Below are 23,556 nucleotides of genomic sequence, written 5' to 3'. Positions count from 1 at the left end.
GCGCTTCGCTCAGTGCCGGAAGTGCCGCATTCCGGTGAACACCATCGCGAGCCCGGCATTGTCCGCCGCTGCGATCACCTCGTCGTCGCGGATCGATCCGCCGGGTTGGATCACGGCGGTGGCGCCCGCCTCGACCGCTGCAAGCAAGCCATCGGCGAAAGGGAAGAAAGCGTCCGACGCAACCGCCGAGCCGATGGTGCGCGGTGCCGGCCAGCCCGCCTTTTCGGCCGCATCCTTCGCTTTCCAGGCGGCGATGCGCGCCGATTCGAGGCGGTTCATCTGCCCGGCGCCGATCCCCGCCGTAGCCCCGTCCTTCGCATAGACGATCGCGTTCGACTTGACGTGTTTGGCGATGGTCCACGCAAAACGGCAATCCGCGAGTTCGCGCTCGGTCGGGGTACGCTTCGTCACGACCTTCAGATCGGGCGCGGTGCCGCCGTCGCGGGTCTGAACGAGCCAGCCGCCGGTGATCGACTTTGCCGTCAGGCCGTGGCGCGCCGGATCGGGCAGGTCGCCGGTGAGCAGCAGGCGCAGATTCTTCTTTGCCGCGAAGATCGCCAGCGCTGCCTCATCGGCATCGGGCGCAACCACGACCTCAGTGAAAATTCCCGAGATCGCCCGCGCGGTTGCTTCGTCGAGCGCGCGATTGAGCGCGATGATGCCGCCAAAGGCCGAAACCGTGTCGCAGGCAAAGGCCTCGGCATAGGCCTGTTCGATCGTCGCCGCGGTGGCCACGCCGCACGGGTTGGCGTGCTTGACGATCACGACCGTCGGCGCTGCGTCGCGGAACTCCGCGACCAGTTCGAGTGCCGCATCGGCATCATTGTAATTATTGTAGCTCAGTTCCTTGCCCTGGACCTGCCGTGCCTGGCCGATGCCGCGGACCTGCGGGCCGGCCGCTGTGTAGAAAGCGGCCTTCTGGTGCGGGTTCTCGCCATAGCGCAGCGCCTGGCCGCGCTTGAGCGTGATCGGCATGGTCTCAGGAAGGACCTCTCCCTGGTCGACAAAGCCGAACCAGCTTGCGATCATCCCGTCATAGGTCGCGGTCGCCGCAAAGGCGCTCGCGGCAAGACGCTTGCGCAGCTCATATGACGTCGTGCCGCCGCCGGCATCCATTTCGGCGATCAGCGCCGGATAATCAGCCGGATCAGTGACGATCGCGACAAAGGCGTGGTTCTTCGCCGCCGAGCGGACCATCGACGGCCCGCCGATATCGATATTCTCGATGATCTCCGGCCGCTCAGCCCCCTTCATCACTGTCTGCCGAAAGGGGTAGAGGTTCACCACCACCAGATCGATCGCGCCGATATCATGCTCGGCCATCGATGCGACATGCGCCGGATCGTCGCGCACCGCGAGCAGGCCGCCATGAACCTTTGGGTGGAGCGTCTTGACCCGCCCGTCCATCATCTCGGGAAAACCGGTCAGATCCGAGATATCGCGGACCGCGAGGCCGGCGTCGCGCAGCGCGGCCGCTGTGCCGCCGGTCGAGACGAGCTCGACCCCGTGCCGTGCCAGCGCCTGACCGAGGTCGACGATTCCGGTCTTGTCGGATACCGACAGCAGCGCGCGCGCGATCTTGATGGGAGCCATGAAATCTTCCTGAGAGAGTCGCGGCCCCTCTGCCGTCTCAGGTCGCTCGCTTCAAGGCCCAGCTGACGCTTGCACCGCCGGCGGGCGATTCGCCCGAGACGACGAGCTGCTGAGTCGCCTGCGGCCGGCCCTCGCCGTCGATCCACAGGCTGTCCTCGATCGCGAGCGTGCCGCCGCGGCAGCGGAATTGCCACAAGGCGCCGCCGGGCAAGCGGAGCAACGCTGCCATGCCATCGGCAGTCGGCGAAACGGTTACGCCCTGGCCGAGATGAAAGCGGATCGCGAAAGGCGTCGCGACGAGCTTGCGGCGCTTGCTGGCGGGCAACAGCATATCCTCGCCGCGTATCTCCCGCCCATCGCCCGACAGGATGATCTGGCGGCGATGGAGAAAGCCATAGCGCCTGGCATAGCCGTCATGGCTCGCTTCGATCCGGCTCGAGCTCTCGCTCTCCTGTCGGGCCAGCTCGACCTCGCCGACGCCGCGGCCGAGCGTACCGTCGGCGTGGATCGCCGTCGAATTGCTGTCACCAACGATCAGCGTCGAATGCGCCGCGGTGGTGCGCAGCCCCTCGGCAAGCGCGGCCGGAAGCTGAGCGAGCGCAGCGCGGGCGCCGCCGCAATTGACCACCAGCCGGTTCGGCCCATCGGAGAATTCGAACGCAAGCGTCGAGGCGCACCCGCCCTCAACCAGCCGGGCGACCGGCGGCGGGGCTGCATCCATGATCAGCACGGCGCTGCCTGCGGCGAGCCGCTGATATCCCCAGTCGCGCGCCTGGCGAAGCGGACGGGCGCGCACGCCCGTCGCGGCGATGATCGCATCGATCGTCTCGCCCGGCACCGGGCCGCCGCCCTGCCAGCTCGAAAGGCCGCGATCGCCATGGCAGACGCCAAGCAATGCAGGCACCATCCGCGCCAACACCGTCCCGATCGTGACCGGCTCCTCGAGGCGCCGTGCGGCATAGGTTTCACGCAGCATCGTCAACAGCATGATGATGTCGAGCTGCGCCACCGGCGAACGCGAGACGTTGCCGCCATCCTCGAAGATCGAGATCCCAAGCGCCTTGGCGAGCGCTGCCTCGGTGGCGCCGCGCCTGGCGTCACCGCCGGGGATCAACAGCCCGGCAGCAACCACCCCGCACAAGGCGGCGACGCGCGGGGCGCCCGGAGTGAGCTTGTCGGCGCCGCGATCGATATGCCGGGCGCCCCGTGCGAGCGTATTGAGGACGAGGGACCGATAGACGAGATCGCCGCTCGACAGGATCAGCGGCGCGTGCGCCGTCCAGAACAGGATCCGCCTGCCCCAGAGATCAGCCCGCCACGCAGGTTCGCTGACCGTTTCGGCATGCGCGGCGAGCCAGCGGCGCATCATATCCTCGGCAATCGGCGTCGCCTGGGCGCGCGTCGCGACCGTCGAGAGATCGCGCAGCCAGGCGAAACTGTGGAAATAATCGCTGAAGCCGCGGCTGAAATCGGGCCTGGCGAGATTGAGATCGACGATCCCGCACCGCTCGCCCCGGAAGCTGAGCTCGCCCTCGAGCAGAGCATTGCCGCGGCGGGCATCGCCGAGAAAGGGATCGTCCGGAACCGCGATCAGCTTCAGCGGATGACGACCCTTCAACCTCAGTCCATGGATCGGCGTGCGCCAGGTGAGGCGATGGAAGCGCTCGGTGAGGCGTTCGGCAAGCGACAATCCCTTGTCTCCCCCGAGACGAATCAGCCTTTTGCCTTCCTCGATGCCGTCGGCGCCGGAATCGGGGCCGCCGCCCGTCACCCACCCCTCAGGGCGCGGATATTGGCGGCATAAGCCGATGCCCCGCCGCGAAAGGTCGCCGTGCCCGCGACCAGCGCATCGGCGCCCGCCGCGATCGCAGTCAGTGCGGTTTCGGCGTCAATGCCGCCGTCGACCTCGAGATCGATCGTCAGGCCGGCCTTGTCGATCATCTTGCGGATGCTTTCGATCTTGCGGAGCGCGCTCGGGATGAAGCCCTGGCCGCCGAAACCGGGATTGACGCTCATCACCAGCACCAGATCGACCTCTTCGAGCAGATAATCGAGCGCCTTGGCCGGGGTCTGCGGCGTCAGCACGACGCCGGCACGCTTGCCGAGCTTGCGAATATGCTGGAGGCTGCGGTGCGTATGCGGCCCGGCCTCGACATGGATGCTGATCGTGTCGGCACCGGCCTCGGCGAACTGGTCGAGAAAGGCGTCGACCGGCGCGATCATCAAATGAACGTCGAGCGGCTTGGCGGTGTGCGGGCGGATCGCCTTCACCACGGCGGGGCCGATCGTGATGTTGGGGACGAAATGGCCGTCCATCACATCGACATGGATCCAGTCTGCCCCGGCTTCGTCGACGGCGCGCACTTCCTCGCCGAGCCGCGCGAAATCGGCTGAGAGGATCGAAGGGGCGATACGGACTGGCTGTTGCATGACCGGACCCTCTAGCACGGCTGAGTCGGCCCGCAAGGAAACTCAGCCGCCGCGGCGCAGCCGGGCGATGAAGAAACCGTCGCAACCGCCTTCTTCAGCGAGCATGCCGGGCAGGGTGCGAACCCAGCCGCGCTGGTGCGGCACGATGCCGGCGGGCAGCTCCGCAACCGCGACCGGATCGATCGCGAAATCCGGCTGGCTGGCGAGAAACGCCATCAGCTGCTCTTCACCCTCGGCCTTTTCGAGCGAGCAGGTGGCGTACACCAGCATGCCGCCGGGCTTCACCCATTTCGCGGCGCGGGCGAGGAGCTGGGCCTGGACCCGGGCCATCTCGGCGATCACCCGCGGATTCACGCGGTGGAGCACATCGGGATGGCGTCGGAAGATGCCGGTCGCGCTGCACGGCGCATCGAGCAGAACCGCGTCCGCAGGTTCGGCCGGCGACCATTTCAACAGGTCGGCGGCAATCACCTCGGCCGCGAGATGGGTGCGGGCGAGATTGTCGCGAAGTCGCGCCAGACGACTTTCCGAGGAGTCGACCGAGACGACCGACCAGCCGGCGCTGGCGAGCTGCATCGTCTTGCCGCCGGGCGCCGAGCAGAGATCGAGCACGATCCCTGATCCCTTGCCGATCAGGCGCGCGGGAAGCGAGGCAGCGATATCCTGGACCCACCAGGCGCCTTCCTCGAAGCCGGGAAGCTCGGGCACATGCGCGCCGGCGAGACGGATATGGCCGGGGAGCAGCGACAGGCCGCCCATTTCAGCCGTCAGTTCCTCGGTTCGGGCAGGATCGGCCAAGGTGAGATCGAGCGGCGGCGGCACGGCGATCGCCCGTTCGGCCGCGGCGACCTTCTCCTCGCCCCATGCATTCTGCCAGCGCGCCTCGACATCCTCGGGCAGCGTCGGGAATTCTTCGAGCGTCGCGCCGCCGCGCATCAACGTGCCGAACACGCCGTGAACGAGCTTGCGCGGACCGCCATCGACCAGAGGCAACACCGTCGAGATGGCGGCATGAGGCGGCGTGCCGAGCGCGAGCGCCTGGACCAGCGCGATCCGCAGGGCAAAGCGCGCCTTGGCGTCATCGGGGAGGCGGCTCCGGGTCGCTGAATCGATCAGTGCGTCCAGATCGGGCAGCCGGCGCAGCGCCTCGGCCGCAATGGCATGGGCAAGCGCACGATCGTCGCTGCGCTCTATCCCCTGAGTCGCGCGGTCGAGCGCCGCCTCGAGCGGCAGGCCCTGGCGGAGCACTGCGTCGAGCAGCTTCAGCGCGGCACGCCGGGCCGGGACGCCGGGCGGGTCAGCGGCGGGGTGGTTGGCGTTGCGGTTGGGAGGGCGGGTCAAGGCACTTGAACTCATATCGTGAAGGGAGGATGGGGCAGCTACAGCATCCGGGATGAACCGCCATGGGCCGCCGCCCGCCACATGTGAAGCCGCCGGCTTATCTTTCCAGGAACAAGCCGGTGCCCAAACCCGATCCCAAGCCGGCCTCCGGGACCCAGGAGGATCCGCTTGGCCTCGACCCGACGCGCTATGGCGATTGGGAACTCAAGGGCATCGCCGTCGACTTCTGAGTCGATCAGGACCCGCGACTGCCCTGTCTATTCGAGCAGGTCCTTCAGCTTGCCGACCGTATTCCAGTTCCGCATCGTCGCGAGCTTCGGGAATTTGAGCTTGGCCATCGCCTGGGGCAGCTTCGAATGGCCGACGTCCTCGGGGAAATCGATATAGAGTTCGCGCCCGATCGCTTTCAACCGCTCGGGGCCGTCATAAATGTCCGGGATCTTCTCGATCAGCCCGTCAGGCACCGGGTCGCGGTGGAACGATACCAGCAGGTGATTGGGATGGTCGCGCGCCGCGTCGTGAAAGGGATTGGCGTCGCTCACCCTCTTCAGGTCAGCATGGTTGCGGACGACGACATCGGTCTTCAACCCATAGGCCGCCAGCGCCGCCTCAAGTCGCTTCTCGAGCGTAGCGCCGTCATCCTCGTCGCAGCTGAAAACCACATTACCCGAAGCAAGCAGGGTCCTGACGTCATGATAGCCAAGGCTTTCGATCAGGGCCTTGAGTTCGGTCATCGGGATTTTCTTGCCCCCGATATTGATCCCCTTGAGCAGGGCCGCCCAGCGCATCAGCGATGTTCCCGGGTCAGCGGGCGGGCGAGCAGCGCTTCGACGACATCGCGCACATCGGCGCCGTCGAGCAGGGCGCAAACCGCCTCGGTGACGGGCATGTCGACCCTGGCCTCCATCGCCGCCTCGCGCAACACCGGCGCCGTGAACGCGCCTTCGGCAACCGTGCGGCGATCAGCGAGCAGGTCGCGCGCCGCATGGCCCTGGCCGAGCCCGACGCCGAGCGAGAAGTTGCGCGAGCTGGTCGAGGAGCAGGTCAGCACGAGATCGCCCAATCCCGAAAGCCCGGCAAGCGTCTCGGCCCGCGCGCCGCGGGCGAGCCCGAAGCGGGTCATCTCGGCAAAGCCGCGCGCGATCAACGCGGCGCGGGCATTCTGGCCGAGCCCGGCGCCCTCGACCACGCCGCAGGCGATGGCGAGGACATTCTTGACCGCGCCGCCGATCTCGGCGCCGATGACGTCATTCGAGGCATAGGGCCGGAAGGTCGGGCTGGCGAGGCGATCGGCGAGCTGTTGCCCGATCGCCTCGTCGGCGCAGGCAAGCGTCACCGCGGTGGGCTGACCGGCGGCGACCTCATGCGCGAAGGTCGGGCCTGACAGGACGGCGATCGCCGCTTCGGGCCGGACCTGATGCGCAACCTCGCTGACGAGCAGCCGCGTCCCCGCCTCCATGCCCTTGGCGCACAGGACAAGCGGGGCGCTGCCGACCGGGGTTTCGGCAAGGATGGCGCGGACGAATTGGGTCGGGACGACGACAAGGAGCGCATCGCACGCCGCCGACAGGCTGAGCTCACCCGTCGCCCTGATCGAGGCCGGCAAGGCAATGCCGGGGAGGAAAAGGGGATTCTCGTGCCCGGCGTTGATCGCCTCGACGACGTCGGGCTCGCGCGCCCAGAGCAGGACCGGTTCGCCGTCGCGCGCGGCGACGCTGGCGAGCGCCGTGCCCCAGGCGCCGCCGCCGATTACCCCAATTTTCACGAGCCGATCCTCATGCCTTCACCCCCGCGCCACGTACCGCCTCGGCATCCGGATCGAGCGGCCAGCGCGGGCGGGCCGGCACGTCGAGCGGATCGGTGAGACCCGCGGCGAAACGCTCCGCGCCCGCCCAGCCGATCATCGCCGCATTGTCAGTGCACAGCCACAAGGGCGGCGCGACGAAACGCAGGCCATGCGCCTCGGCCAGCGCCTGGAGCGCACCGCGCACCGAACGATTGGCAGCGACGCCGCCGGCAACGACCAGGGCGGTTGCGCCATCCGCACGCGCCAGCGCCCTTGCGGTGCGATCGATCAGGCAATCGACGACTGCCGCCTGAAACGACGCCGCGATATCTTCCGCCGACCAGGTGCCGGCATCGCGCGCGCGGGCAACCGCGCTCTTCAGCCCGGCAAAGGAGAAATGCGGTTCGTCCGAGCCTTTCAGCGGGCGCGGCAAGGGCACGGCGCGGGGATCGCCCTGTTCGGCGGCACGCTCGACAGCCGGGCCGCCGGGAAAACCGAGGCCGAGCAGCTTGGCTGTCTTGTCGAACGCCTCGCCGGCCGCGTCGTCGATCGTGGTGGCGAGGCGGCGATAGGAGGCGACGCCTTCCACGAGCAGCAGCTGGCAATGGCCGCCCGAGGCCAGGAGCAGCAGATAGGGAAAATCGAGATCGGGATCGGACAGGCGCGGCGACAGCGCATGGCCTTCGAGGTGATTGACCGCGATCAGCGGCTTGCCGACCGAATGGGCAAGCGCCTTGCCGGTGACCAGCCCCACCATGACGCCACCGATCAGCCCGGGGCCGGCGGTGGCCGCGATCGCATCGACATCCGCCAGCGTGACGCCGGCATCGGCCAGCGCTGCCTCGACCAGCGGGATCAGCGCCTCGACATGCGCGCGGGCGGCGATTTCGGGGACGACGCCGCCATAGGGCCTGTGCTCGGCCTCCTGCCCGAGCAGCCGGTGCGCGAGCACGCGCCGGTCGCTCGTCACCAGCGCCGCCGCGGTTTCGTCGCAGCTCGATTCGAGGCCGAGGATCAAACTCATGATGGCGAGAACCCCTAGCTGTTCGTCCCGAGCTTGTCGAAGGGCGGTTCTTTCTTCTAACCGGGACTCGAACGGAGTGTGTCTTGCCCAATCCCCTGTTGCGCCTCGGTACCCGCGGTTCGCCGCTCGCGCTCGTCCAGGCGCATATGGTGCGGGATGCGCTGTGCGCCGCCCATGGCTGGCCTGAAGATGCCGTCGAGATCGTGCCGATCCGCACCACCGGCGACCGGGTGCAGGACCGCGCGCTGGCCGAGATCGGCGGCAAGGCGCTGTGGACCAAGGAACTCGACCGCGCCCTGACGGAGGGCGAGATCGACTGCGCAGTGCATTCGATGAAGGATGTGGAGACGCTGCGTCCCGACTCGATCCGGATCGCGGCCATGCTGCCCCGCGCCGATGTCCGTGACCGGCTGATCGGTGCCGCGAGCATTGATGCGCTGCCTGAAAACGCAGTGATCGGCACCAGCTCGCCGCGCCGGAGCGCTCAGCTGCGGCGGCTGCGCCCCGATCTGCGGCCGGTGCTGTTCCGCGGCAATGTCGATACGCGACTGGCCAAGCTCGCCGCGGGCGAGGTCGACGCCACCTTGCTCGCGGCGGCCGGGCTCGACCGGCTCGGACGCGACGATGTGGGCGCAGCCATCCCGAATGACGTCATGCTGCCTGCGCCGGCCCAGGGCGCCGTCGGGATCGAGGCGCGCGCTGCCGATTCGCGGGCGCTGGGCTGGCTCGCCGCGATCGGCCACGCCCCGACCTTTGCCTGTGTGATGCTCGAACGCGCCCTGCTCGCCGCGCTCCAGGCTGATTGCCATTCGCCGGTCGCCGGGCTGGCGGTGATCGACGGCGAGACGGTGACGATAAGCGCCGAATTGCTCGCCGAGGATGGCAGCGCGCATGTCACGGGCGAGCTGGCCGGCGCCGTGACCGAGCCGGGCATGGCCGAGGCGCTGGCGCGCGACCTGCTGGCGCGCGCGCCGCCATCGGTGCGGCGGCTGTTCGCGGCATGACCGGCCCGCTCGCGGTGCTGCGCCCCGAGCCGGGCAACACCGCGACCGCGGCGCTGATCGAAGCGCTGGGCCTGCCGCCACTCCGCCTGCCGCTATTTGCCGTCCAGGCGATCGACTGGAGCCCACCTGATCCCGCGGACCATGACGCCCTGCTGCTGACCAGCGCCAACGCAATCCGCTTCGGTGGTCCGGGGCTCGCGCCGCTCCAGCATCTGCCGGTCTTCGCCGTTGGCCCGAAAACGGCTGAAACCGCGCGCGCAGCCGGCTTCGACGTCTTGGCGGCAGGGCAGGTCGATGCGTCCGCGCTGCTCGCGCTGGCCGGCGCGCGCGGAATATCGAGGGCGCTTCATCTCGCCGGCCGCCATCGCACGATCGAGGCCGGTGGCCCGGTTTCACGCACCATCGCTGTCTATGCAAGCGAGGACACACCGGTTTCCGCCACACAGGTCCAGAACCTGCGGGGGTCGATCGCGCTGCTTCATTCGGCTCGCGCCGCGAAGCGGCTGGCCGCCCTTGCCGACCTGTATGGCGTTCCCCGCGCCTCGATCGGCATCGCCGCGCTGAGTCCGGCGGTGGCCGCAGCCGCAGGGCCGGGCTGGGCAACGATCGCCGCCGCGGCGGTGCCCACCGACCCGGCGTTGATCGAGGCAGCGCGGAAGGCGTGGTCGCAAGATCGGGCCTGAACAAGGGGGCTGTGAACAATGGTTCGCGCGCCCGATTGACCGGCCCCGCCCGGGCGGGGATAAGACGGCATGGACGATGACCTGCCGATCGCGACAGCGCCCTCCGACAAGCCTGCATGGCGCAACGCGGCGATCCTCGGCGTCGTGGCGTTCCTGGCCGGGCTCGGCGCAATGGCGTTCATTCTCCATAACTATGCCAGCTGGTTTGCACCCAAGCCTGTCGCCACCGTGACATTGCCGCTCGGGACCACCACCGGCGGCAAGCAGACACCTGTGGTGATCGTGCCGGGCAATGCCGGCGCGCCGGCGCCGGCGATCGACCTCGAAGCCCTGACGGTTCGCGAGAATGATCTCGCGACGCGGCTTGCCGATCTCGAGGCACGCACCAACAATGTCGGCGCCGAAGCGCGGGTCGCCTCGGGCTATGCGACGCGCGCCGAGGGGCTGATGATCGCCTTTGCCGCACGACGGCAGATCGATCGCGGCCTGGCGCTTGGCTATCTCGAGAATCAGCTGCGCGACAGGTTCGGTACGACCCAACCCCAGGCCGTCGGCGCGATCGTCCAGGCGGCGAGCGAGCCGGTCACGATCGAGGATCTGCGCATGGGCCTCGACACGATCGGCCCCGAGCTGGCGACGGGCGCCGCGACTGACGGCTGGCTGACGAGCTTCCGGCGCGAGCTCGGCAATCTGATCGTGCTGCACCGCGCCGACACGCCATCCCCTTTACCAGCCGACCGGCTGACACGCGCGCGGCGCATGCTGCAAACAGGTCAGGTGGAGGCGGCGCTGGCCGAGGTGGCGCGGATGCCGGGGGCGGCGCAGGGCGGACGCTGGATCAGTGCGGCCCGGCGCTATATCGGCGCACGCCAGGCGCTCGACACGATTGAAGCCGCGGCGATCCAGGGGCAGGCGACCGTCGCCGGCGCCCGCGCGCCGGCGCGCGACGTGCCGGGCATGGGCTCCACGCCCCCCAATCACTGATCAGCCGGCTCTCAGCCGCTCCAGAAACGCCATCGCGCCCGCCGGCGCGCGCACTTTCGCGCCATTGATGAAGAAGACGAAGGTGTCGCGTACTGTCTTCGCCGGTGCATCTTCGACCACATAGGGCAGCCCGTCGGGCCGTCCGCCGGACGCCCAGCTTTTCGCGATGCCGGCCCAGCGATCGATTTCCGAAGGGGAATAGCCGGTCGGCTCGGCCTCGACTGCATTCTCGAGCCGCGCATAGACGAAATCACCCGTCACATCGGCGATCGCCGGATATTCGGCCGAATCGGCATAGACGATCGCGACTCCGGCGGCGTGGGCCATCGCGATGAATTCGGGCACCGCGAAGCTTTCGTGCCGCACCTGGATGGCATGGCGAAGCGAAACGCCTTGATGCGCGGTGGGCAGCAGCTTCAGGAACGCACCGAAATCACCCGCCTCGAACTTCTTGGTGGCCATGAACTGCCAGAGGATCGGCCCGAGCTTCTCGCCGAGCTCGACGATCCCCTGCCCGACGAACTTCTCGATCGAGTCGCCTGCTTCAGCCAATATCTTGCGGTTGGTGCAGAAGCGTGACGCCTTGACCGCGAAGACGAAGCCCTCGGGCGCGGTTTTCGCCCAGCCGGCAAAGGTCGCCGGTTTCTGCGTGCCGTAATAGGTGCCGTTGATCTCGATCGCCGTCACGGCGTGCGAGGCGAATTCCAGCTCGCGTTTCTGGGCGAGGCCTTCGGGAAAGAAGGTGCCCCGCCAGGGTTCATAGGTCCAGCCGCCGATCCCGGCGCGAATCGTTCCAGTGCTCATTCGCACACCCTAATTCGGCGGCCGGCTTTCGCGAAGAGGGGCGGGGCTGCTATCGTCGCCGGGTAACCGTGCGAGAATCGCGAATGGCAGCTGAACGGACCGAGATCGACCCGAGCGACCCGCTCGAACGCGAAGCACAGACCTTCCCCGTGCTGAGCGAGGCGATGGTCGCGCGGATGATGCCCTATGGCCGCGAGGAAGCGGTGGTACGGGGCACGGCGCTCTATACGCGGGGCGAACGCAGCGTCGATTTCTTCGTCGTGCTCGCCGGATCGATCCAGGTGCTCGACACTGACGAGCACGGCGTCGCTTCGGTCTTCACCACCCATCGCGCCCGCCAGTTCACCGGCGAGCTCGATCTGTTCAACAACCGCGCGATCCTGGTCAGCGGCCGCGCCGGCGAGGACGGCCGGGTGCTGCGCATCAGCCCGGCCAGTTTTCGCCGCATGGTCTCAGCCGAGGCCGATATCAGCGAGCTCATCATGCGCGCCTTCATCCTGCGCCGGGTCGGGCTGATCCGCCACAGCCATGGCGGCGTCACCCTGATCGGATCGGGCCATGCCGCAGATACGCTCAGGATGGAGCGTTTCCTCGAGCGCAATGCCTATCCGCATCGCCTGCTCGACATCGATGTCGATCCCGACGCCGGCGGCTTTCTCGATTGCTTTTCGATTACCCCCGATCAGCTTCCGGTCGTGATCGGCACCGATGCGAAGGTGCTGCGCAATCCCTCAACGCCCGAGCTCGCCGACGCGCTTGGGCTGACCGAGAGGCTCGATCCGGCGCGCATCCATGACGTCGTCGTGGTCGGCGCCGGGCCGGCCGGGCTGGCCGCGGCCGTCTATGCCGCGTCGGAGGGCCTCGACACGATCGTGATCGAGGGCATGGCGCCGGGCGGGCAGGCCGGGACAAGTTCCAAGATCGAGAATTATCTCGGCTTCCCGACCGGGATCTCCGGCCAGGCGCTGGCTGGCCGCGCCCAGGTGCAGGCGCAGAAATTCGGCGCGCGCCTCGCGCTGGCCCGGCCGGTCGTATCGCTGGATTGCGCCACCGAGCCCTATGTCGTCACGCTCGAGGATGGCCAGCGTGTCTCCGCGCGCGCGGTGATCGTCGCGAGCGGCGCCCGCTATCGCAAGCTCGACGTGCCCGATTATGCGCGGTTCGAAGGCCAGGGCATCCATTATGCGGCGACAGCGATGGAAGCCAATCTGTGCGCCGGCGAGGACGTGCTGGTGGTCGGCGGCGGCAATTCGGCCGGCCAGGCCGCGGTGTTCCTGTCGCGCGTCGCCCGCCACGTCCATATCCTGGTGCGCTCGCACGGCCTCGCGGCGACCATGTCCGACTATCTCGTCCAGCGAATCATGTCGTCAGCGCAGATCTCGCTGCATGCTCATTCGACCGTGACCGGGCTGGAGGGCGAGTCCTATCTCAGTCACGTCACCTGGACCGACCTGCGGACCGGCGCTGAACAACGCCACGACATCGCCAACATGTTCGTGATGATCGGCGCCGAGCCCAATACCGACTGGCTCGACGGCTGCCTCGCGCTTGACGCCAGGGGCTTCGTCCAGACCGGCGCCGAGGCCCCGGGCGCAACCTCCGGCTATGCGACGAGCAAGCCCGGCATCTTCGCGATCGGCGACGTGCGTTCGGGATCGGTCAAACGGGTCGCGTCGGGCGTCGGCGAGGGATCAGTCGTGGTCTCGGCGGTCCACCAATATCTCCACCCGGCGGCATGACGTCACTCAGTCATGCTCGACATAGTCATAGCGATCGCGGATCCGGCGGTTGAAGAAGCCGCCCTTCGACGTGACCCGGCGCATCGCCGCCACCTCGTCTTCAGGGACGGCAAAATAGCTGTAGCGCCGGCCGCTGACGAACTCGATATCGAGCCGGTGGTCGGCGACGTCATAATCGAACGAGCGGATGACGCTTGAAGGCATGCGGATTCAACGCGCGGATGCCCGAAGCCGTTTCAGGGACCTGTCATGATCGATCGCGAACAGGCGCTTCACGAGGAGGTCAGCGCGTGCACCTTGTGCGCGCGCCATCTGCCCGCCGGCCCCCGCCCGGTCGTCCAGTTCGGTTCGACCGCCTCCATCCTCGTCATCGGCCAGGCGCCCGGCGCGAAGGTCCATGCCAGCGGCATTCCCTGGGACGATGACAGCGGCAACCGGCTTCGCGAATGGACCGGGCTGTCAAAGGCCGAGTTCTACGATTCCTCCCGGGTCGCCCTGGTGCCGATGGGCTTCTGCTACCCGGGCAAGGGGCCAAGCGGCGACCTGCCGCCACGGCCCGAATGCGCGCCGCGCTGGCATGACCGCATCCTGGCCCTGCTTCCGCCGGATCGCATCACCCTGCTCGTCGGCAGCTACGCCCAGGCGCGCTACCTGCCACAAGCCCGTGGCAGGACCCTGACCGAGCGGGTGCGCGATTTCGCTGCCTTTGGCCCGCTGCTCGTGCCTCTGCCTCATCCATCGTGGCGCTGTCTGGGCTGGCAGAAGCGCAATCCCTGGTTCGAAAGCGACCTGTTGCCGGACCTGCGCGCGCTGGTTCGGTCACGCATCGACAGTTGACGTCAGATTCAGCCTTCGTCGCTCATCAGACGATAGCCGACGCCCAGTTCGTTGACGATGATGCGCGGGCTTGCCGGATCCTCCTCGAGCTTGTGGCGGATATTGCGGATGACGACGCGCAGATATTCGATGTGGCGATCATAGTCGTTCGCCCAGACCGAGCTGAGCAGCTGCTGGTGGGTGATCACCCGGCCCGGGAAGCGGGCAAGTGCCGCGACGATGCCGAATTCCTTTGGCGTCAGATGGATTTCCTCGCCGCCTTTGTCGATCCGGCGGTTGAGCAGGTCGATCGTCACGCGCCCGGCCTTGACCATGGTCCGCCCGCCCTCGCTGGTGATCCGGTTGCGGATCGCGGCGCGGGCGCGGGCGAGAAGCTCCTCGGTATCGAACGGCTTGGTGACATAGTCGGTTGCGCCGAGATCGAGCGCCGTCACCTTCTCGTCAGTCGCATCACGCGCGGACACGATCAGGATCGCCGCGCGCGATTGCTTGCCGATCACCGGAATCAGCTCCATGCCGTCACGATCCGGCAGGCCGAGATCAAGCAGGATCGCCGCCGGGTCGGCGCCGGCAATTGCCGCAAGCGCCTCGCGCGCGCTTCCCGCCTCGGTGACGTCATAGCCGGCGCGCTCGAGCGTACCGCGCAGGAGACGCCTGATCTGCGGCTCGTCGTCGACGATCAGGACGGTCGCACGGTTGCTCATGCCGCTGCCTCTGACTCGCGGACGAGCAGCTTTTCCGGGAAGCGGAGGGTGAAGCGGGCGCCGTGCGGGTTTTCGTGATTGGCGGCCGAAACCGACAGGCCCATCGCCTCGGCGAAACCCTTGACGATCGCGAGGCCAAGGCCGGTGCCGCCCTTGACCCGGTCCGATCCCTCGAGGCGGAGGAAGGTCTCGAAAACCTCGCGTTCGCGGCCGACTGGCAGGCCCGGGCCCTGATCGATGATCGACAGGGTCAGCGCATCGGGCAGCCTTCGCCCCTCGATAGTGATGGCAGTGCCCGGATCGGCATAGCGGCCGGCATTGTCGAGCAGATTGATCAGGCAGTGATGGAAGAGCTGGGGATCGACCCGGACCAGCGCCAGGCCCGGCGACACGTCGAGCTTGATCTCATGTCCCTCGAGCGTGAGCCTCGTGTCGTGGACCGCGGCGGCGACCGCGTCGGTCAGGTCGACTGCCTCGATGCCGAGCTTGAGCGCGCCCGCCTCGACCCGCGCCATGTCGAGCAGGTTGGCGACGAACCGGTTGAGCCGCATCGCCTCGCTTTCGACCGTGTCGATCAGCGCCGGGGTCGCTTTCTGCCGCAGGCCCGGCACAGCAGTCAGGATCGAGGTAATCGGGGTGCGCAGATCATGGCTGACCGAGGAGAGCAACGCAGCCCGCAGCCTGTCGCGCTCGCGCAGCTGGGCGACGTCACGCATCTGTCCCTCAAGCTGGAGCCGTTCGAGCACGAGGGACGCCTGGTCGATCAGGCTCATGAACAAGGGCAGCTTGTCGGAGCGCAGCGGCTCGCCATTGTCGCGCGCCAGCCCGATCGTGCCCAGGGTGCGGTTGGCCGTCTTGAGCGGGGTGAACAGCCAGTCCGATGACGTCAGCGTGTCCGATCCCCGTCCGGCGGGCAGGCCGTTCTCGAGCGCCCAGCCGGCAGCGGCGATGTCGATCGCGCCGAGATGATTCTCGGGCGGCCAGGCGGCGCGGACAGTCGGGCCGTCGGGTGACGTCATGAGCAGCACGGTGCGGACGTCGAACAGGCGCGCGACCTCGGCGCAGATCGCCTGCATCAGTTCCTCGTCATTGCCGGTCGCGGTCAATTGCCGCGAGAAGCCAGCGATCGCTGCATTCTGCCGCGCGCTCGACGCGGCGATATCGGCCTGGACCCGCGCCCGCGCCGCGAAATGGCTGGTGACGAGCGCAACCGTCAGCAGCACCACCAGGGTCACGACATTTTCCGGGTTGCTGACGGTCAGCGTGCCGGTCGGCGGCAGGAAGAAGAAGTTGTAGGCGAGCGACGATACCAGCCCGGCGGTGATCCCTGGCCAGCGCCCGAAAATGCTGGCCGCGACCAGCACGGGCACGAGATAGAGCAGGGCGACATTGCCGACCTGGAGCCAGTTCGACAGGCCGAGCCCGATACCGGTCACCGCGGCGATCATCAGCAGCGTCCAGCCATAGGCGCTTTCGAAGCGCAGCGGCTTGCGCGGTCGCGGCGGCGACGGCGATGTCCCTTCCATCGGCAGGACATGGACAGCGACGCCGGGGGTCCCCCGGACCACCCGATCGACCACCGAACCATGGCGCAGCTCGAACCAGCGCGACCGGTTCGACTTGCCGACGATCAGCTGGGTCGCGCGCACATCCGCCAGCACGCTGATCAGCCCCTGCAGCACGGTCGGCGCCGGCAGGCTCATCACCTGGGCGCCGAGCCGGCTGGCCAGGTTCATCGTCGCTGCGAGCCGGCGATGCTCCTCGGGCCCGAAATCGGCGTATCGCGGCGTCTCGACATGGACCGCGGTCCAGGGCGCCCGGAGCGAATCGGCGATCCGCTTTGCTGCCCGTACGAGGAAGTCGCCGCCCGGCAGTTCGCTGACCGCGACGACGATCCGCTCGCCACCCGCCCAATTGCCCGCCAGCGCATGGCTGCGGACATAGTCGAGCATCTGCGCATCGACCGCCTGCGCGGCGCGCCGCAAGGCGAGCTCGCGCAGGGCCGACAGGTTGGACTTGGAGAAGAAGTGGGTAAGCGCCCGGGTCGCCTCGTGTGGGATATAGACCTTGCCGTCCTTGAGGCGCTCGATCAGCTCGTCGGGCGGGATGTCGACCACCTCGATCTCGGCTGTCTCGAGCACCTTGTCGGGCACCGTCTCGCGTACCCGGACCCGGGTGAACGACGCCACGACGTCATTCAGGCTCTCGATATGCTGGATGTTGATGGTCGAGAAGACGTCGATCCCCGCCGCCAGCAGCTCCTCGACGTCCTGGTAGCGCTTGGGGTGGCGGCTGCCGGGGGCGTTGGTATGGGCGAGCTCGTCGACCAGCACGAGCTGCGGCCGGCGTGCGATCAGGCCGTCAAGGTCCATCTCGGTAAGGGTGCGACCCTCATAGTCGACCTCGCGACGCGGCATGATCGTCAGGCCCCGCGTCATCGCCTCGGTTTCGGCACGGCCGTGAGTCTCGACCACGCCGACCACCACGTCGACGCCGTCCCGCGCACGCGCCGCGCCTTCCATCAGCATCTCGTAGGTCTTGCCGACGCCCGGCGCAGCGCCGAGAAACACCTTCAGACGACCGCGGCCCTCCTGCGCGGCGGCGCGCAGAAGGGCCTCGGGATCTGGCCGTTGTTCGTCTTCGGCGTTCACGAGGCGGGTTTAGCGCCCAGCCCGTCGAGTTGTCGATTGAGCAGGAACAGATTGACGTGCGCGTCGCCCAGAAAGGGCAGGAACGGCCGGTCGACCGATTTCTCGACCATAGCGCGCACCTGGGCCTCGGCCAGCCCGCGCGCACGGGCGACGCGAGCGACCTGGAACAAAGCCGCCTCGGGGCTGATATCGGGATCAAGCCCCGAGGCGGAGGCCGTTACCAGGTCGGCGGGGACAGCTTTGCCTGGTGCGGATGCGGTGGCGGTGGCGATATCGGCCTTGACCCGGTCGCTCAGCGCCTGGCTCGCCGGACCGAGATTGGAGCCCGACGAGGCAAGCCCGTCATAGCCCTTGCCGGCGGCCGAGGGTCGGCTGTGGAAGTAGCGATCGCTGGTGAAGGCCTGGCCAATGACGGTCGAGCCGACCACCGTGTCGCCATCGCGGACGAGGCTGCCATTGGCAGCACCGGGGAAGACGGCCTGGCCGATCCCGGTCAGGGCCAGCGGATAGGCAAGACCTAGCAGGAGCGCGAACAATGCCGTCATCACGATGGCGGGGCGGAGAGAGGAGGTGAAATCGTTGCCCATGATAGGTTCCTCAGGCGAGACCCAGGCCGTTGACGGCCAGATCGATGATCTTGATGCCGGCGAAGGGCACGAGAATGCCGCCCAGGCCGTAGATGGTGAGGTTGCGGCGCAGCAGCGGCCCGGCCCCGACCGGCCGATATTTCACGCCCTTGAGCGCAAGCGGCACGAGGCACGGGATGATCAGCGCGTTGAAGATGATCGCCGACAGGATCGCCGATTGCGGGGTCGCCAGCCCCATCACGTTGAGCACGGCGAGGCCGGGATAGAGCACGATGAACATCGCCGGGATGATCGCGAAATATTTGGCGACGTCGTTCGCCACCGAAAAGGTGGTGAGCGCGCCGCGCGTCATCAGTAGCTGCTTGCCGAGTCCGACGATCTCGATCAGCTTGGTCGGATCGCTGTCGAGATCGACCATGTTGCCCGCCTCGCGCGCCGCTTGGGTGCCGGTGTTCATCGCAACGCCGACATCGGCCTGGGCGAGCGCGGGTGCATCGTTGGTGCCGTCGCCGCACATCGCCACCAGGCGGCCACCCTGCTGTTCAGTGCGGATCAGGGTGAGCTTGTCTTCGGGCGTCGCCTGGGCGAGGAAGTCGTCGACGCCCGCCTCCGCCGCGATCGCCGCCGCCGTGAGCGGATTGTCGCCGGTGATCATCACCGTGCGAATGCCCATCCGCCTGAGCTCGCTGAAGCGCTCCTTGATGCCTGCCTTGACGATGTCCTTCAGATAGATCGCGCCGAGCAGCCGCCCGTCCCTGACCACGGCGAGCGGCGTGCCGCCGGCGCGGCCGATCTCATCAGTGATGCGGCGCAGTTCGGTGGCGGGGGGTGTCGTGCCGACTCCCGGGTTGGCCCTGAGCACTGAATCGACCGCGCCCTTCTGGATCAGCGAGCTTCCCAGCTGGACGCCCGAGATGCGGGTCTGCGCGGTGAAAGGGATCACCGCCGCATCGGCCGGAAGCGCGGTGGCAGCGACGTTGAACCGCTCCCGCGCGAGCGTCACGATCGAGCGCCCTTCGGGCGTCTCGTCGGCAAGGCTGGCAAGCAGCGCCGCTTCGGCGAGCTCGCTCACCTGGACGCCGGCGAGGGGACGGAATTCAGTCGCCTGGCGGTCACCGATCGTGATCGTGCCGGTCTTGTCGAGCAGCAACACGTCGATATCGCCCGCAGCCTCGACCGCTCGTCCCGATTTGGCGAGCACGTTGAAGCGCACCAGCCGGTCCATGCCGGCGATGCCAATCGCCGAAAGCAACGCTGCGATGGTCGTCGGGATCAGGGTGATCAGCAGCGCGGCGAGCATCACGACCGGAACATTGCCATTGGCGTAGCTGGCAAAGCCCGGAATCGTGCCGACCGCGATCAGGAAGATGATCGTCAGCCCGACGAGCAGGATGGTGAGCGCGATCTCGTTCGGCGTCTTCTGACGCTCGGCCCCCTCGACCAGCGCGATCATCCGGTCGAGAAAGCCCTGGCCCGGGTTCACCGTGACCCGGACCTTGATCTCGTCCGAGATGACCCGCGTGCCCGCGGTGACCGCCGAACGGTCGCCGCCCGCTTCGCGGATCACCGGTGCGCTCTCGCCGGTGATCGCTGCCTCGTTGACCGAGGCGACGCCCTCAACGACTTCGCCGTCGGACGGGATGAGGTCGCCGGTGGTGACGAGGACGACGTCCCCCACCCGCAAGGCGCTCGCCGGGACTGGTTCGGTTCCGGTTCCGACGACTCGATTGGCCATGAGATCTGCCTTGGTGGCGCGCAGCGAGGCTGCCTGCGCCTTGCCCCGCCCTTCGGCGATCGCCTCGGCGAAGGTGCCGAACAACACCGTCAGCCACAGCCAGACGGCGAGCTGGGCCTTGAATGAGGTCGCCAGGCTGTCATGCCCGACGACGAGCAGGATCGTCAGCAGCAGGGCAACGCAGGCGGTGGTGAACATTACCGGGTTACGGATCAGCTGACGCGGATCCAGTTTGATGAAGGCGTCGCGGATCGCCGGGGCGATCAGCTCGGCGGTGAACAGCGACTTGGTTGCGGCGCGAGCCATTTCCTGGCGCTCCTTAGGACAGATGGCCGCTGATCATCTGGAGATGATCGGCGATTGGGCCGAGCGCGAGGCTCGGCAGGAAGGTCAGGCCGCCCATGATCAGCACGATGCCGACGAGGAGGCCGATCCAGAGCGGGCCGGTGGTCGGGAAGGACCCGGCGGATTCGGGCACGTACTTCTTCGCCGCCAGGCTGCCGGCAATTGCCAGCATCGGCACGATGATGAAGAAGCGGCCGATCCACATCGCCACCGCCAGCATGCCGTCATAATAAGGCGTGGCGGCGGTCAGGCCGGCAAAGGCGGAGCCGTTGTTCCCGACCGCGCTGGTGAAGGCGTAGAGGATCTCGGAGAAGCCGTGCGGCCCCTTGTTGAGCGGACCCGCAAGCCCAGCCGGCAGTACCGAGCTGATCGAGGTGAAGCCGAGGATGATCAGCGGCAGCACGGCGATCGCCAGCACGGCGAGCTTGACCTCGCGTCCCTCGATCTTCTTGCCGACATATTCGGGCGTCCGCCCGACCATCAGCCCGGCGACGAACACGGCGATGATGGCGAAGAGCAGGAAGCCATAGACGCCCGCCCCCACGCCGCCGACGACGACTTCGCCGAGCTGGATGTTGAACAGCGGCACCAGGCCGCCGATCGCGGTGAAGCTGTCATGCATCGCATTGACCGCGCCGCACGATGCATCCGTGGTGACGACGGCGAACAGCGCTGAGGCGGCCGCGCCGAAGCGGACTTCCTTGCCCTCCATGTTCGCGCCGGCGACTCCGAGATGATGGAGCACCGGGTTGCCGATCGCTTCCTGCGAATAGCAGAGCGTAACGCCCGCCAGGAAGAGAAGGACCATCGCACTGAGGATCGCCCAACCCTGGCGGGTGTTGCCGACCGCCTTGCCGAAGCACCAGGTCAGGCCGAAGCCGATCACGAAGATCGACAGCATCTGCACGAAATTGGTCAGCGCGGTGGGGTTCTCGAAGGGATGCGCCGAATTGGCATTGAAGAAGCCGCCGCCATTGGTGCCGAGCATCTTGATCGCTTCCTGGCCGGCGACCGGGCCGAGCGCGAGCGTCTGCTTGACCCCTTCCAGCGTGGTCACGTCGACTGAGCCGGCGAGCGTTTGCGGCACGCCGCTCGCCATCAGGAACAGCGCATAGACGATGCAGATCGGCAGCAGCAGATACAGGGTGATGCGCGTGCAATCGGCCCAGAAATTGCCGATCGTCGCCGACTGGCGCCGCGCGAAACCGCGGAAGAAGGCGAAGGCGAGCGCGATGCCGGTCGCTGCCGACAGGAAATTGTGAATCGTGAGGCCAAGCATCTGGCTCAGGTTCGACAGGGTCGATTCGCCCGAATAGCTCTGCCAGTTGGTGTTGGTGGTGAAGCTCACCGCCGTGTTCATCGCGAGATGATCGGGCACCGCAGGCAAGTTCAGCGGGTTGAGCGGCAGATGCGCCTGGAGCCGCAGGACGGCATAGGTGAAGATCAGCAGCGCGACGTTGAACACGAGCATGTGGACGGCGTAGCGTCGCCAGCTCTGCTCGGCGTTCGGATCGATGCCGGACAGCTTGTAGAAGCCGCGCTCGACCGGGCCGAGCACGACATGGAGCGGGGTAGGCCGCCCCTCGTACAGCGCGAAGAGCCACAGGCCCATCGGCTTGGTGAGGGCAAGGAGAACGCCGACGAACGCGGCGATCAGGATCCATCCCTGGAGTGTCATGATGCTGCTCCCGTCAGAATTTCTCTGGCCGCAGCAGGACTGCAACCAGATAGAAGAGGAGGCCGATCGCGGTGATCGCCGCGAGCCAGAGGTCGAGGGTCATCTGCGTTCACCCTCACGCATTGTCGCACAGGCGGACATAGGCGAGCGTCAGCGCCAGCAATCCGACTACGACCAGAATCCAGAGAAAATCCTGCATGATATGTTCCAATCAGAAGGAGACGTTGAGCGTGTGAATCGTCGAGGCGACGTCGGCCCATGAGGACCGGCGGCGCGGCCAGCGCGCGCAAGGGCATTAAATCGTTGCGCCGTACGCATTCGAGATCGGAAAGAACCCGATTGCATTTGTTTTGCGTAGGGATTGGGACGCAGCTCGGATTTTCCGCTGTTCGCCGCTGTTCATTGGAAAAGTTTTTTCGCCGCTGTTACGTTGGATTTTACGGCTGGCTTATTCGCCCATTATCAACAGGTTGTGGGCGATCCCGCTGTTATCGAACAACAGCGGCGGAACAGCGGGAGGAACAGCGGCCGTTTCGCCATAACAGCGGCAATAACAGCGACGCGGTTGGCCGGAACAGCGGGCGTGCGCGCGCCATGATATCGTCATGTCAAGGAGCGGAACAGCGCCGCCGCGGCGGCGCGTCCACTCACTCAATCTCACAGTCCCGGTTGCGGATGAATCGATGCCGGCTCAGCTCAGCCCTGTTCGGCCGCCATGCCTGAAAAGCCGATGCAATAGCCGCCATCGACGGGCAGCAGGGTGCCGGTGACGTAGGAGGATTCGTCGCTGGCCAGGAACAGGGCTGCGCTGGCGATCTCGCTCGCGAGGCCCCAGCGGTCCATCGGGATGCCGGGCACGCGGAAGATGCCGGGCGGCGGCTCCGGATTGTCCTTCGACATCGGCACAAGCCCTGTCCAGATCGTGCCGGGAAGGATGGCGTTCACGCGGATGTTCTGCATCGCATAATCGAGCGCTGCGCATTTGGTGAGCTGGCTGACCCCGGCCTTTGCCGCGCCATAGACGCCATGCCCTTTCCAGCCGACCATCCCGGTGGCCGAGCCGATATTGACGATCGCGCCGCCGCCTGTCTTCAGCATGGCGATCGCGCCATATTTCATGCCGAGAAAGACGCCCTTCAGATTGACCGCGTGGATGCGGTCCCAATTCTCGATGGTCTGTTCGTGGAGCGGCATGATGCCGCCGCCGAACCCGGCATTGTTGACGAGGATGTCGACCCGGCCGAACGCCTCCTCGGCGGTCGAGACCATGTTGCGGATATCGCCTTCCTCGGCGACATCGACATGGAGGCCGATCGCGCCGCGCCCGATCGCCCGGGCCACCTCATCCTGCGCGCCGCTGATATCGGCGCAGAGCACCCGCGCCCCTTCCTCGGCGAAGCGCTCGGCCATTGCCTTGCCCATGCCGGAGCCGGCGCCGGTGATGATCGCTGTCTTGCCTGGCAGGCGCATGATCTCGCTCCAATCCTGCCGCGCCATTGTTAGCGCAATTGCCGGATGGCGCTGATGGCCGGTCCGGATAATCACGCGTGCATATCGCGGCGTAAAAAAGGGCGATCCGAAGATCGCCCAGTTGTTCCGGGGAGGACCCGGAATTCTATTTTCCGAAGCGA

The 23,556-nt window shown here is 67.3% G+C and carries 22 protein-coding genes; 6 read left to right on the top strand and 16 right to left on the bottom strand.

From position 1 onward, the window contains the following. Positions 1-9: 9 nt before the first annotated feature. Genes purH through ABD050_RS28555 form a run of 4 tightly spaced genes read right to left on the bottom strand, consistent with a single transcriptional unit; the run spans position 10 to position 5,364 of the window. The gene (gene purH, locus ABD050_RS28570; RefSeq protein WP_343892983.1) at positions 10-1,593 is read right to left on the bottom strand and encodes a bifunctional phosphoribosylaminoimidazolecarboxamide formyltransferase/IMP cyclohydrolase; all 1,584 of its coding nucleotides are present in this window, start codon (positions 1,591-1,593) and stop codon (positions 10-12) included. 37 nt (positions 1,594-1,630) lie between these two features. Beyond that, a complete protein-coding gene (locus ABD050_RS28565) occupies positions 1,631-3,364 on the bottom strand; it encodes a heparinase II/III family protein (protein ID WP_343892982.1) in 1,734 nt (577 codons plus the stop codon). Beyond that, on the bottom strand, positions 3,361-4,023 hold the full coding sequence (rpe, locus tag ABD050_RS28560; RefSeq protein WP_343892981.1) for a ribulose-phosphate 3-epimerase: 663 nt from the start codon (positions 4,021-4,023) through the stop codon (positions 3,361-3,363). Before rpe ends, ABD050_RS28565 begins: the two co-directional genes overlap by 4 nt. Before the next feature lie 42 nt (positions 4,024-4,065). Beyond that, a complete protein-coding gene (locus ABD050_RS28555; RefSeq protein WP_343892980.1) occupies positions 4,066-5,364 on the bottom strand; it encodes an RsmB/NOP family class I SAM-dependent RNA methyltransferase in 1,299 nt (432 codons plus the stop codon). Between the two features lie 62 nt (positions 5,365-5,426). On the opposite strand from ABD050_RS28555, the gene ABD050_RS28550 reads away from it, so the two are divergent. Then, the gene (locus ABD050_RS28550; RefSeq protein WP_343892979.1) at positions 5,427-5,594 is read left to right on the top strand and encodes a DUF1674 domain-containing protein; all 168 of its coding nucleotides are present in this window, start codon (positions 5,427-5,429) and stop codon (positions 5,592-5,594) included. A 27-nt stretch (positions 5,595-5,621) separates the two neighbouring features. Here the strand turns inward: ABD050_RS28550 and ABD050_RS28545 are convergent, their stop codons facing one another. Genes ABD050_RS28545 through tsaD form a run of 3 tightly spaced genes read right to left on the bottom strand, consistent with a single transcriptional unit; the run spans position 5,622 to position 8,174 of the window. Continuing rightward, positions 5,622-6,152, bottom strand: a complete 531-nt coding sequence (locus ABD050_RS28545; protein ID WP_343892978.1) for a DUF1697 domain-containing protein — start codon at positions 6,150-6,152, stop codon at positions 5,622-5,624. After that, positions 6,152-7,129, bottom strand: a complete 978-nt coding sequence (locus ABD050_RS28540; protein WP_343892977.1) for an NAD(P)H-dependent glycerol-3-phosphate dehydrogenase — start codon at positions 7,127-7,129, stop codon at positions 6,152-6,154. The genes ABD050_RS28545 and ABD050_RS28540 overlap by 1 nt, the downstream gene beginning before the upstream one ends. A gap of 10 nt (positions 7,130-7,139) precedes the next feature. Continuing rightward, positions 7,140-8,174 (bottom strand): tRNA (adenosine(37)-N6)-threonylcarbamoyltransferase complex transferase subunit TsaD, encoded by a 1,035-nt coding sequence (gene tsaD, locus ABD050_RS28535; RefSeq protein ID WP_343892975.1) that lies wholly within the window; start codon positions 8,172-8,174, stop codon positions 7,140-7,142. An 83-nt stretch (positions 8,175-8,257) separates the two neighbouring features. Between tsaD and hemC the strand changes: the two genes are divergently transcribed. The 3 genes from hemC to ABD050_RS28520 all read left to right on the top strand — a co-directional run bounded on the left by hemC (position 8,258) and on the right by ABD050_RS28520 (position 10,845). Continuing rightward, positions 8,258-9,178: a hydroxymethylbilane synthase gene (gene hemC, locus ABD050_RS28530; protein ID WP_343892974.1), complete on the top strand. Its 921-nt coding sequence runs from the start codon at positions 8,258-8,260 to the stop codon at positions 9,176-9,178. Then, positions 9,175-9,861, top strand: a complete 687-nt coding sequence (locus tag ABD050_RS28525) for a uroporphyrinogen-III synthase (protein ID WP_343892973.1) — start codon at positions 9,175-9,177, stop codon at positions 9,859-9,861. The genes hemC and ABD050_RS28525 overlap by 4 nt, the downstream gene beginning before the upstream one ends. Positions 9,862-9,930: 69 nt before the next feature. Next, positions 9,931-10,845, top strand: a complete 915-nt coding sequence (locus tag ABD050_RS28520) for a hypothetical protein (RefSeq protein WP_343892972.1) — start codon at positions 9,931-9,933, stop codon at positions 10,843-10,845. Here the strand turns inward: ABD050_RS28520 and ABD050_RS28515 are convergent, their stop codons facing one another. After that, positions 10,846-11,649, bottom strand: coding sequence for a DUF72 domain-containing protein (locus tag ABD050_RS28515; RefSeq protein WP_343892971.1), 804 nt, complete (start codon positions 11,647-11,649; stop codon positions 10,846-10,848). It lies immediately after the preceding gene. Positions 11,650-11,732: 83 nt separating this feature from the next. Between ABD050_RS28515 and ABD050_RS28510 the strand changes: the two genes are divergently transcribed. After that, positions 11,733-13,388, top strand: a complete 1,656-nt coding sequence (locus ABD050_RS28510; protein WP_343892970.1) for an FAD-dependent oxidoreductase — start codon at positions 11,733-11,735, stop codon at positions 13,386-13,388. Positions 13,389-13,394: 6 nt separating this feature from the next. Here the strand turns inward: ABD050_RS28510 and ABD050_RS28505 are convergent, their stop codons facing one another. Continuing rightward, positions 13,395-13,592, bottom strand: coding sequence for a KTSC domain-containing protein (locus tag ABD050_RS28505; RefSeq protein WP_343892969.1), 198 nt, complete (start codon positions 13,590-13,592; stop codon positions 13,395-13,397). A 45-nt stretch (positions 13,593-13,637) separates the two neighbouring features. Between ABD050_RS28505 and ABD050_RS28500 the strand changes: the two genes are divergently transcribed. Then, on the top strand, positions 13,638-14,225 hold the full coding sequence (locus tag ABD050_RS28500) for a uracil-DNA glycosylase family protein (protein ID WP_343892968.1): 588 nt from the start codon (positions 13,638-13,640) through the stop codon (positions 14,223-14,225). 8 nt (positions 14,226-14,233) lie between these two features. On the opposite strand, the gene ABD050_RS28495 is transcribed toward ABD050_RS28500, so the two are convergent. The 7 genes from ABD050_RS28495 to ABD050_RS28465 form a co-directional block, all read right to left on the bottom strand. Then, positions 14,234-14,929: a response regulator gene (locus ABD050_RS28495; RefSeq protein ID WP_343892967.1), complete on the bottom strand. Its 696-nt coding sequence runs from the start codon at positions 14,927-14,929 to the stop codon at positions 14,234-14,236. After that, positions 14,926-17,580 (bottom strand): DUF4118 domain-containing protein, encoded by a 2,655-nt coding sequence (locus tag ABD050_RS28490; protein ID WP_343892966.1) that lies wholly within the window; start codon positions 17,578-17,580, stop codon positions 14,926-14,928. The genes ABD050_RS28495 and ABD050_RS28490 overlap by 4 nt, the downstream gene beginning before the upstream one ends. Then, a complete protein-coding gene (gene kdpC, locus ABD050_RS28485) occupies positions 17,577-18,167 on the bottom strand; it encodes a potassium-transporting ATPase subunit KdpC (RefSeq protein WP_343892965.1) in 591 nt (196 codons plus the stop codon). The genes ABD050_RS28490 and kdpC overlap by 4 nt, the downstream gene beginning before the upstream one ends. A gap of 10 nt (positions 18,168-18,177) precedes the next feature. Further along, positions 18,178-20,208 carry a potassium-transporting ATPase subunit KdpB gene (kdpB, locus tag ABD050_RS28480; protein WP_343892964.1) on the bottom strand — a complete coding sequence of 677 codons (2,031 nt, stop codon included), beginning with the start codon at positions 20,206-20,208 and terminating at the stop codon, positions 18,178-18,180. Positions 20,209-20,221: 13 nt separating this feature from the next. Next, complete coding sequence (gene kdpA / locus ABD050_RS28475) at positions 20,222-21,925, bottom strand: potassium-transporting ATPase subunit KdpA (RefSeq protein WP_343892963.1); 1,704 nt, start codon at positions 21,923-21,925, stop codon at positions 20,222-20,224. 13 nt (positions 21,926-21,938) lie between these two features. Continuing rightward, entirely contained in the window at positions 21,939-22,028 is a 90-nt protein-coding gene (kdpF, locus tag ABD050_RS28470; RefSeq protein ID WP_343892962.1) for a K(+)-transporting ATPase subunit F, read from the bottom strand. Positions 22,029-22,621: 593 nt separating this feature from the next. Beyond that, positions 22,622-23,422, bottom strand: a complete 801-nt coding sequence (locus tag ABD050_RS28465) for an SDR family NAD(P)-dependent oxidoreductase (RefSeq protein WP_343892961.1) — start codon at positions 23,420-23,422, stop codon at positions 22,622-22,624. Between the last annotated feature and the right edge of the window lie 134 nt (positions 23,423-23,556).

The sequence above is a fragment of the Sphingomonas oligophenolica genome, assembly GCF_039522915.1.
GTDB classification, from domain to species: Bacteria; Pseudomonadota; Alphaproteobacteria; order Sphingomonadales; family Sphingomonadaceae; genus Sphingomonas; species Sphingomonas oligophenolica.
The sequence above is the reverse complement of the archived record's forward strand: the minus strand, read 5'-3'. Positions and strand labels throughout refer to the sequence as shown.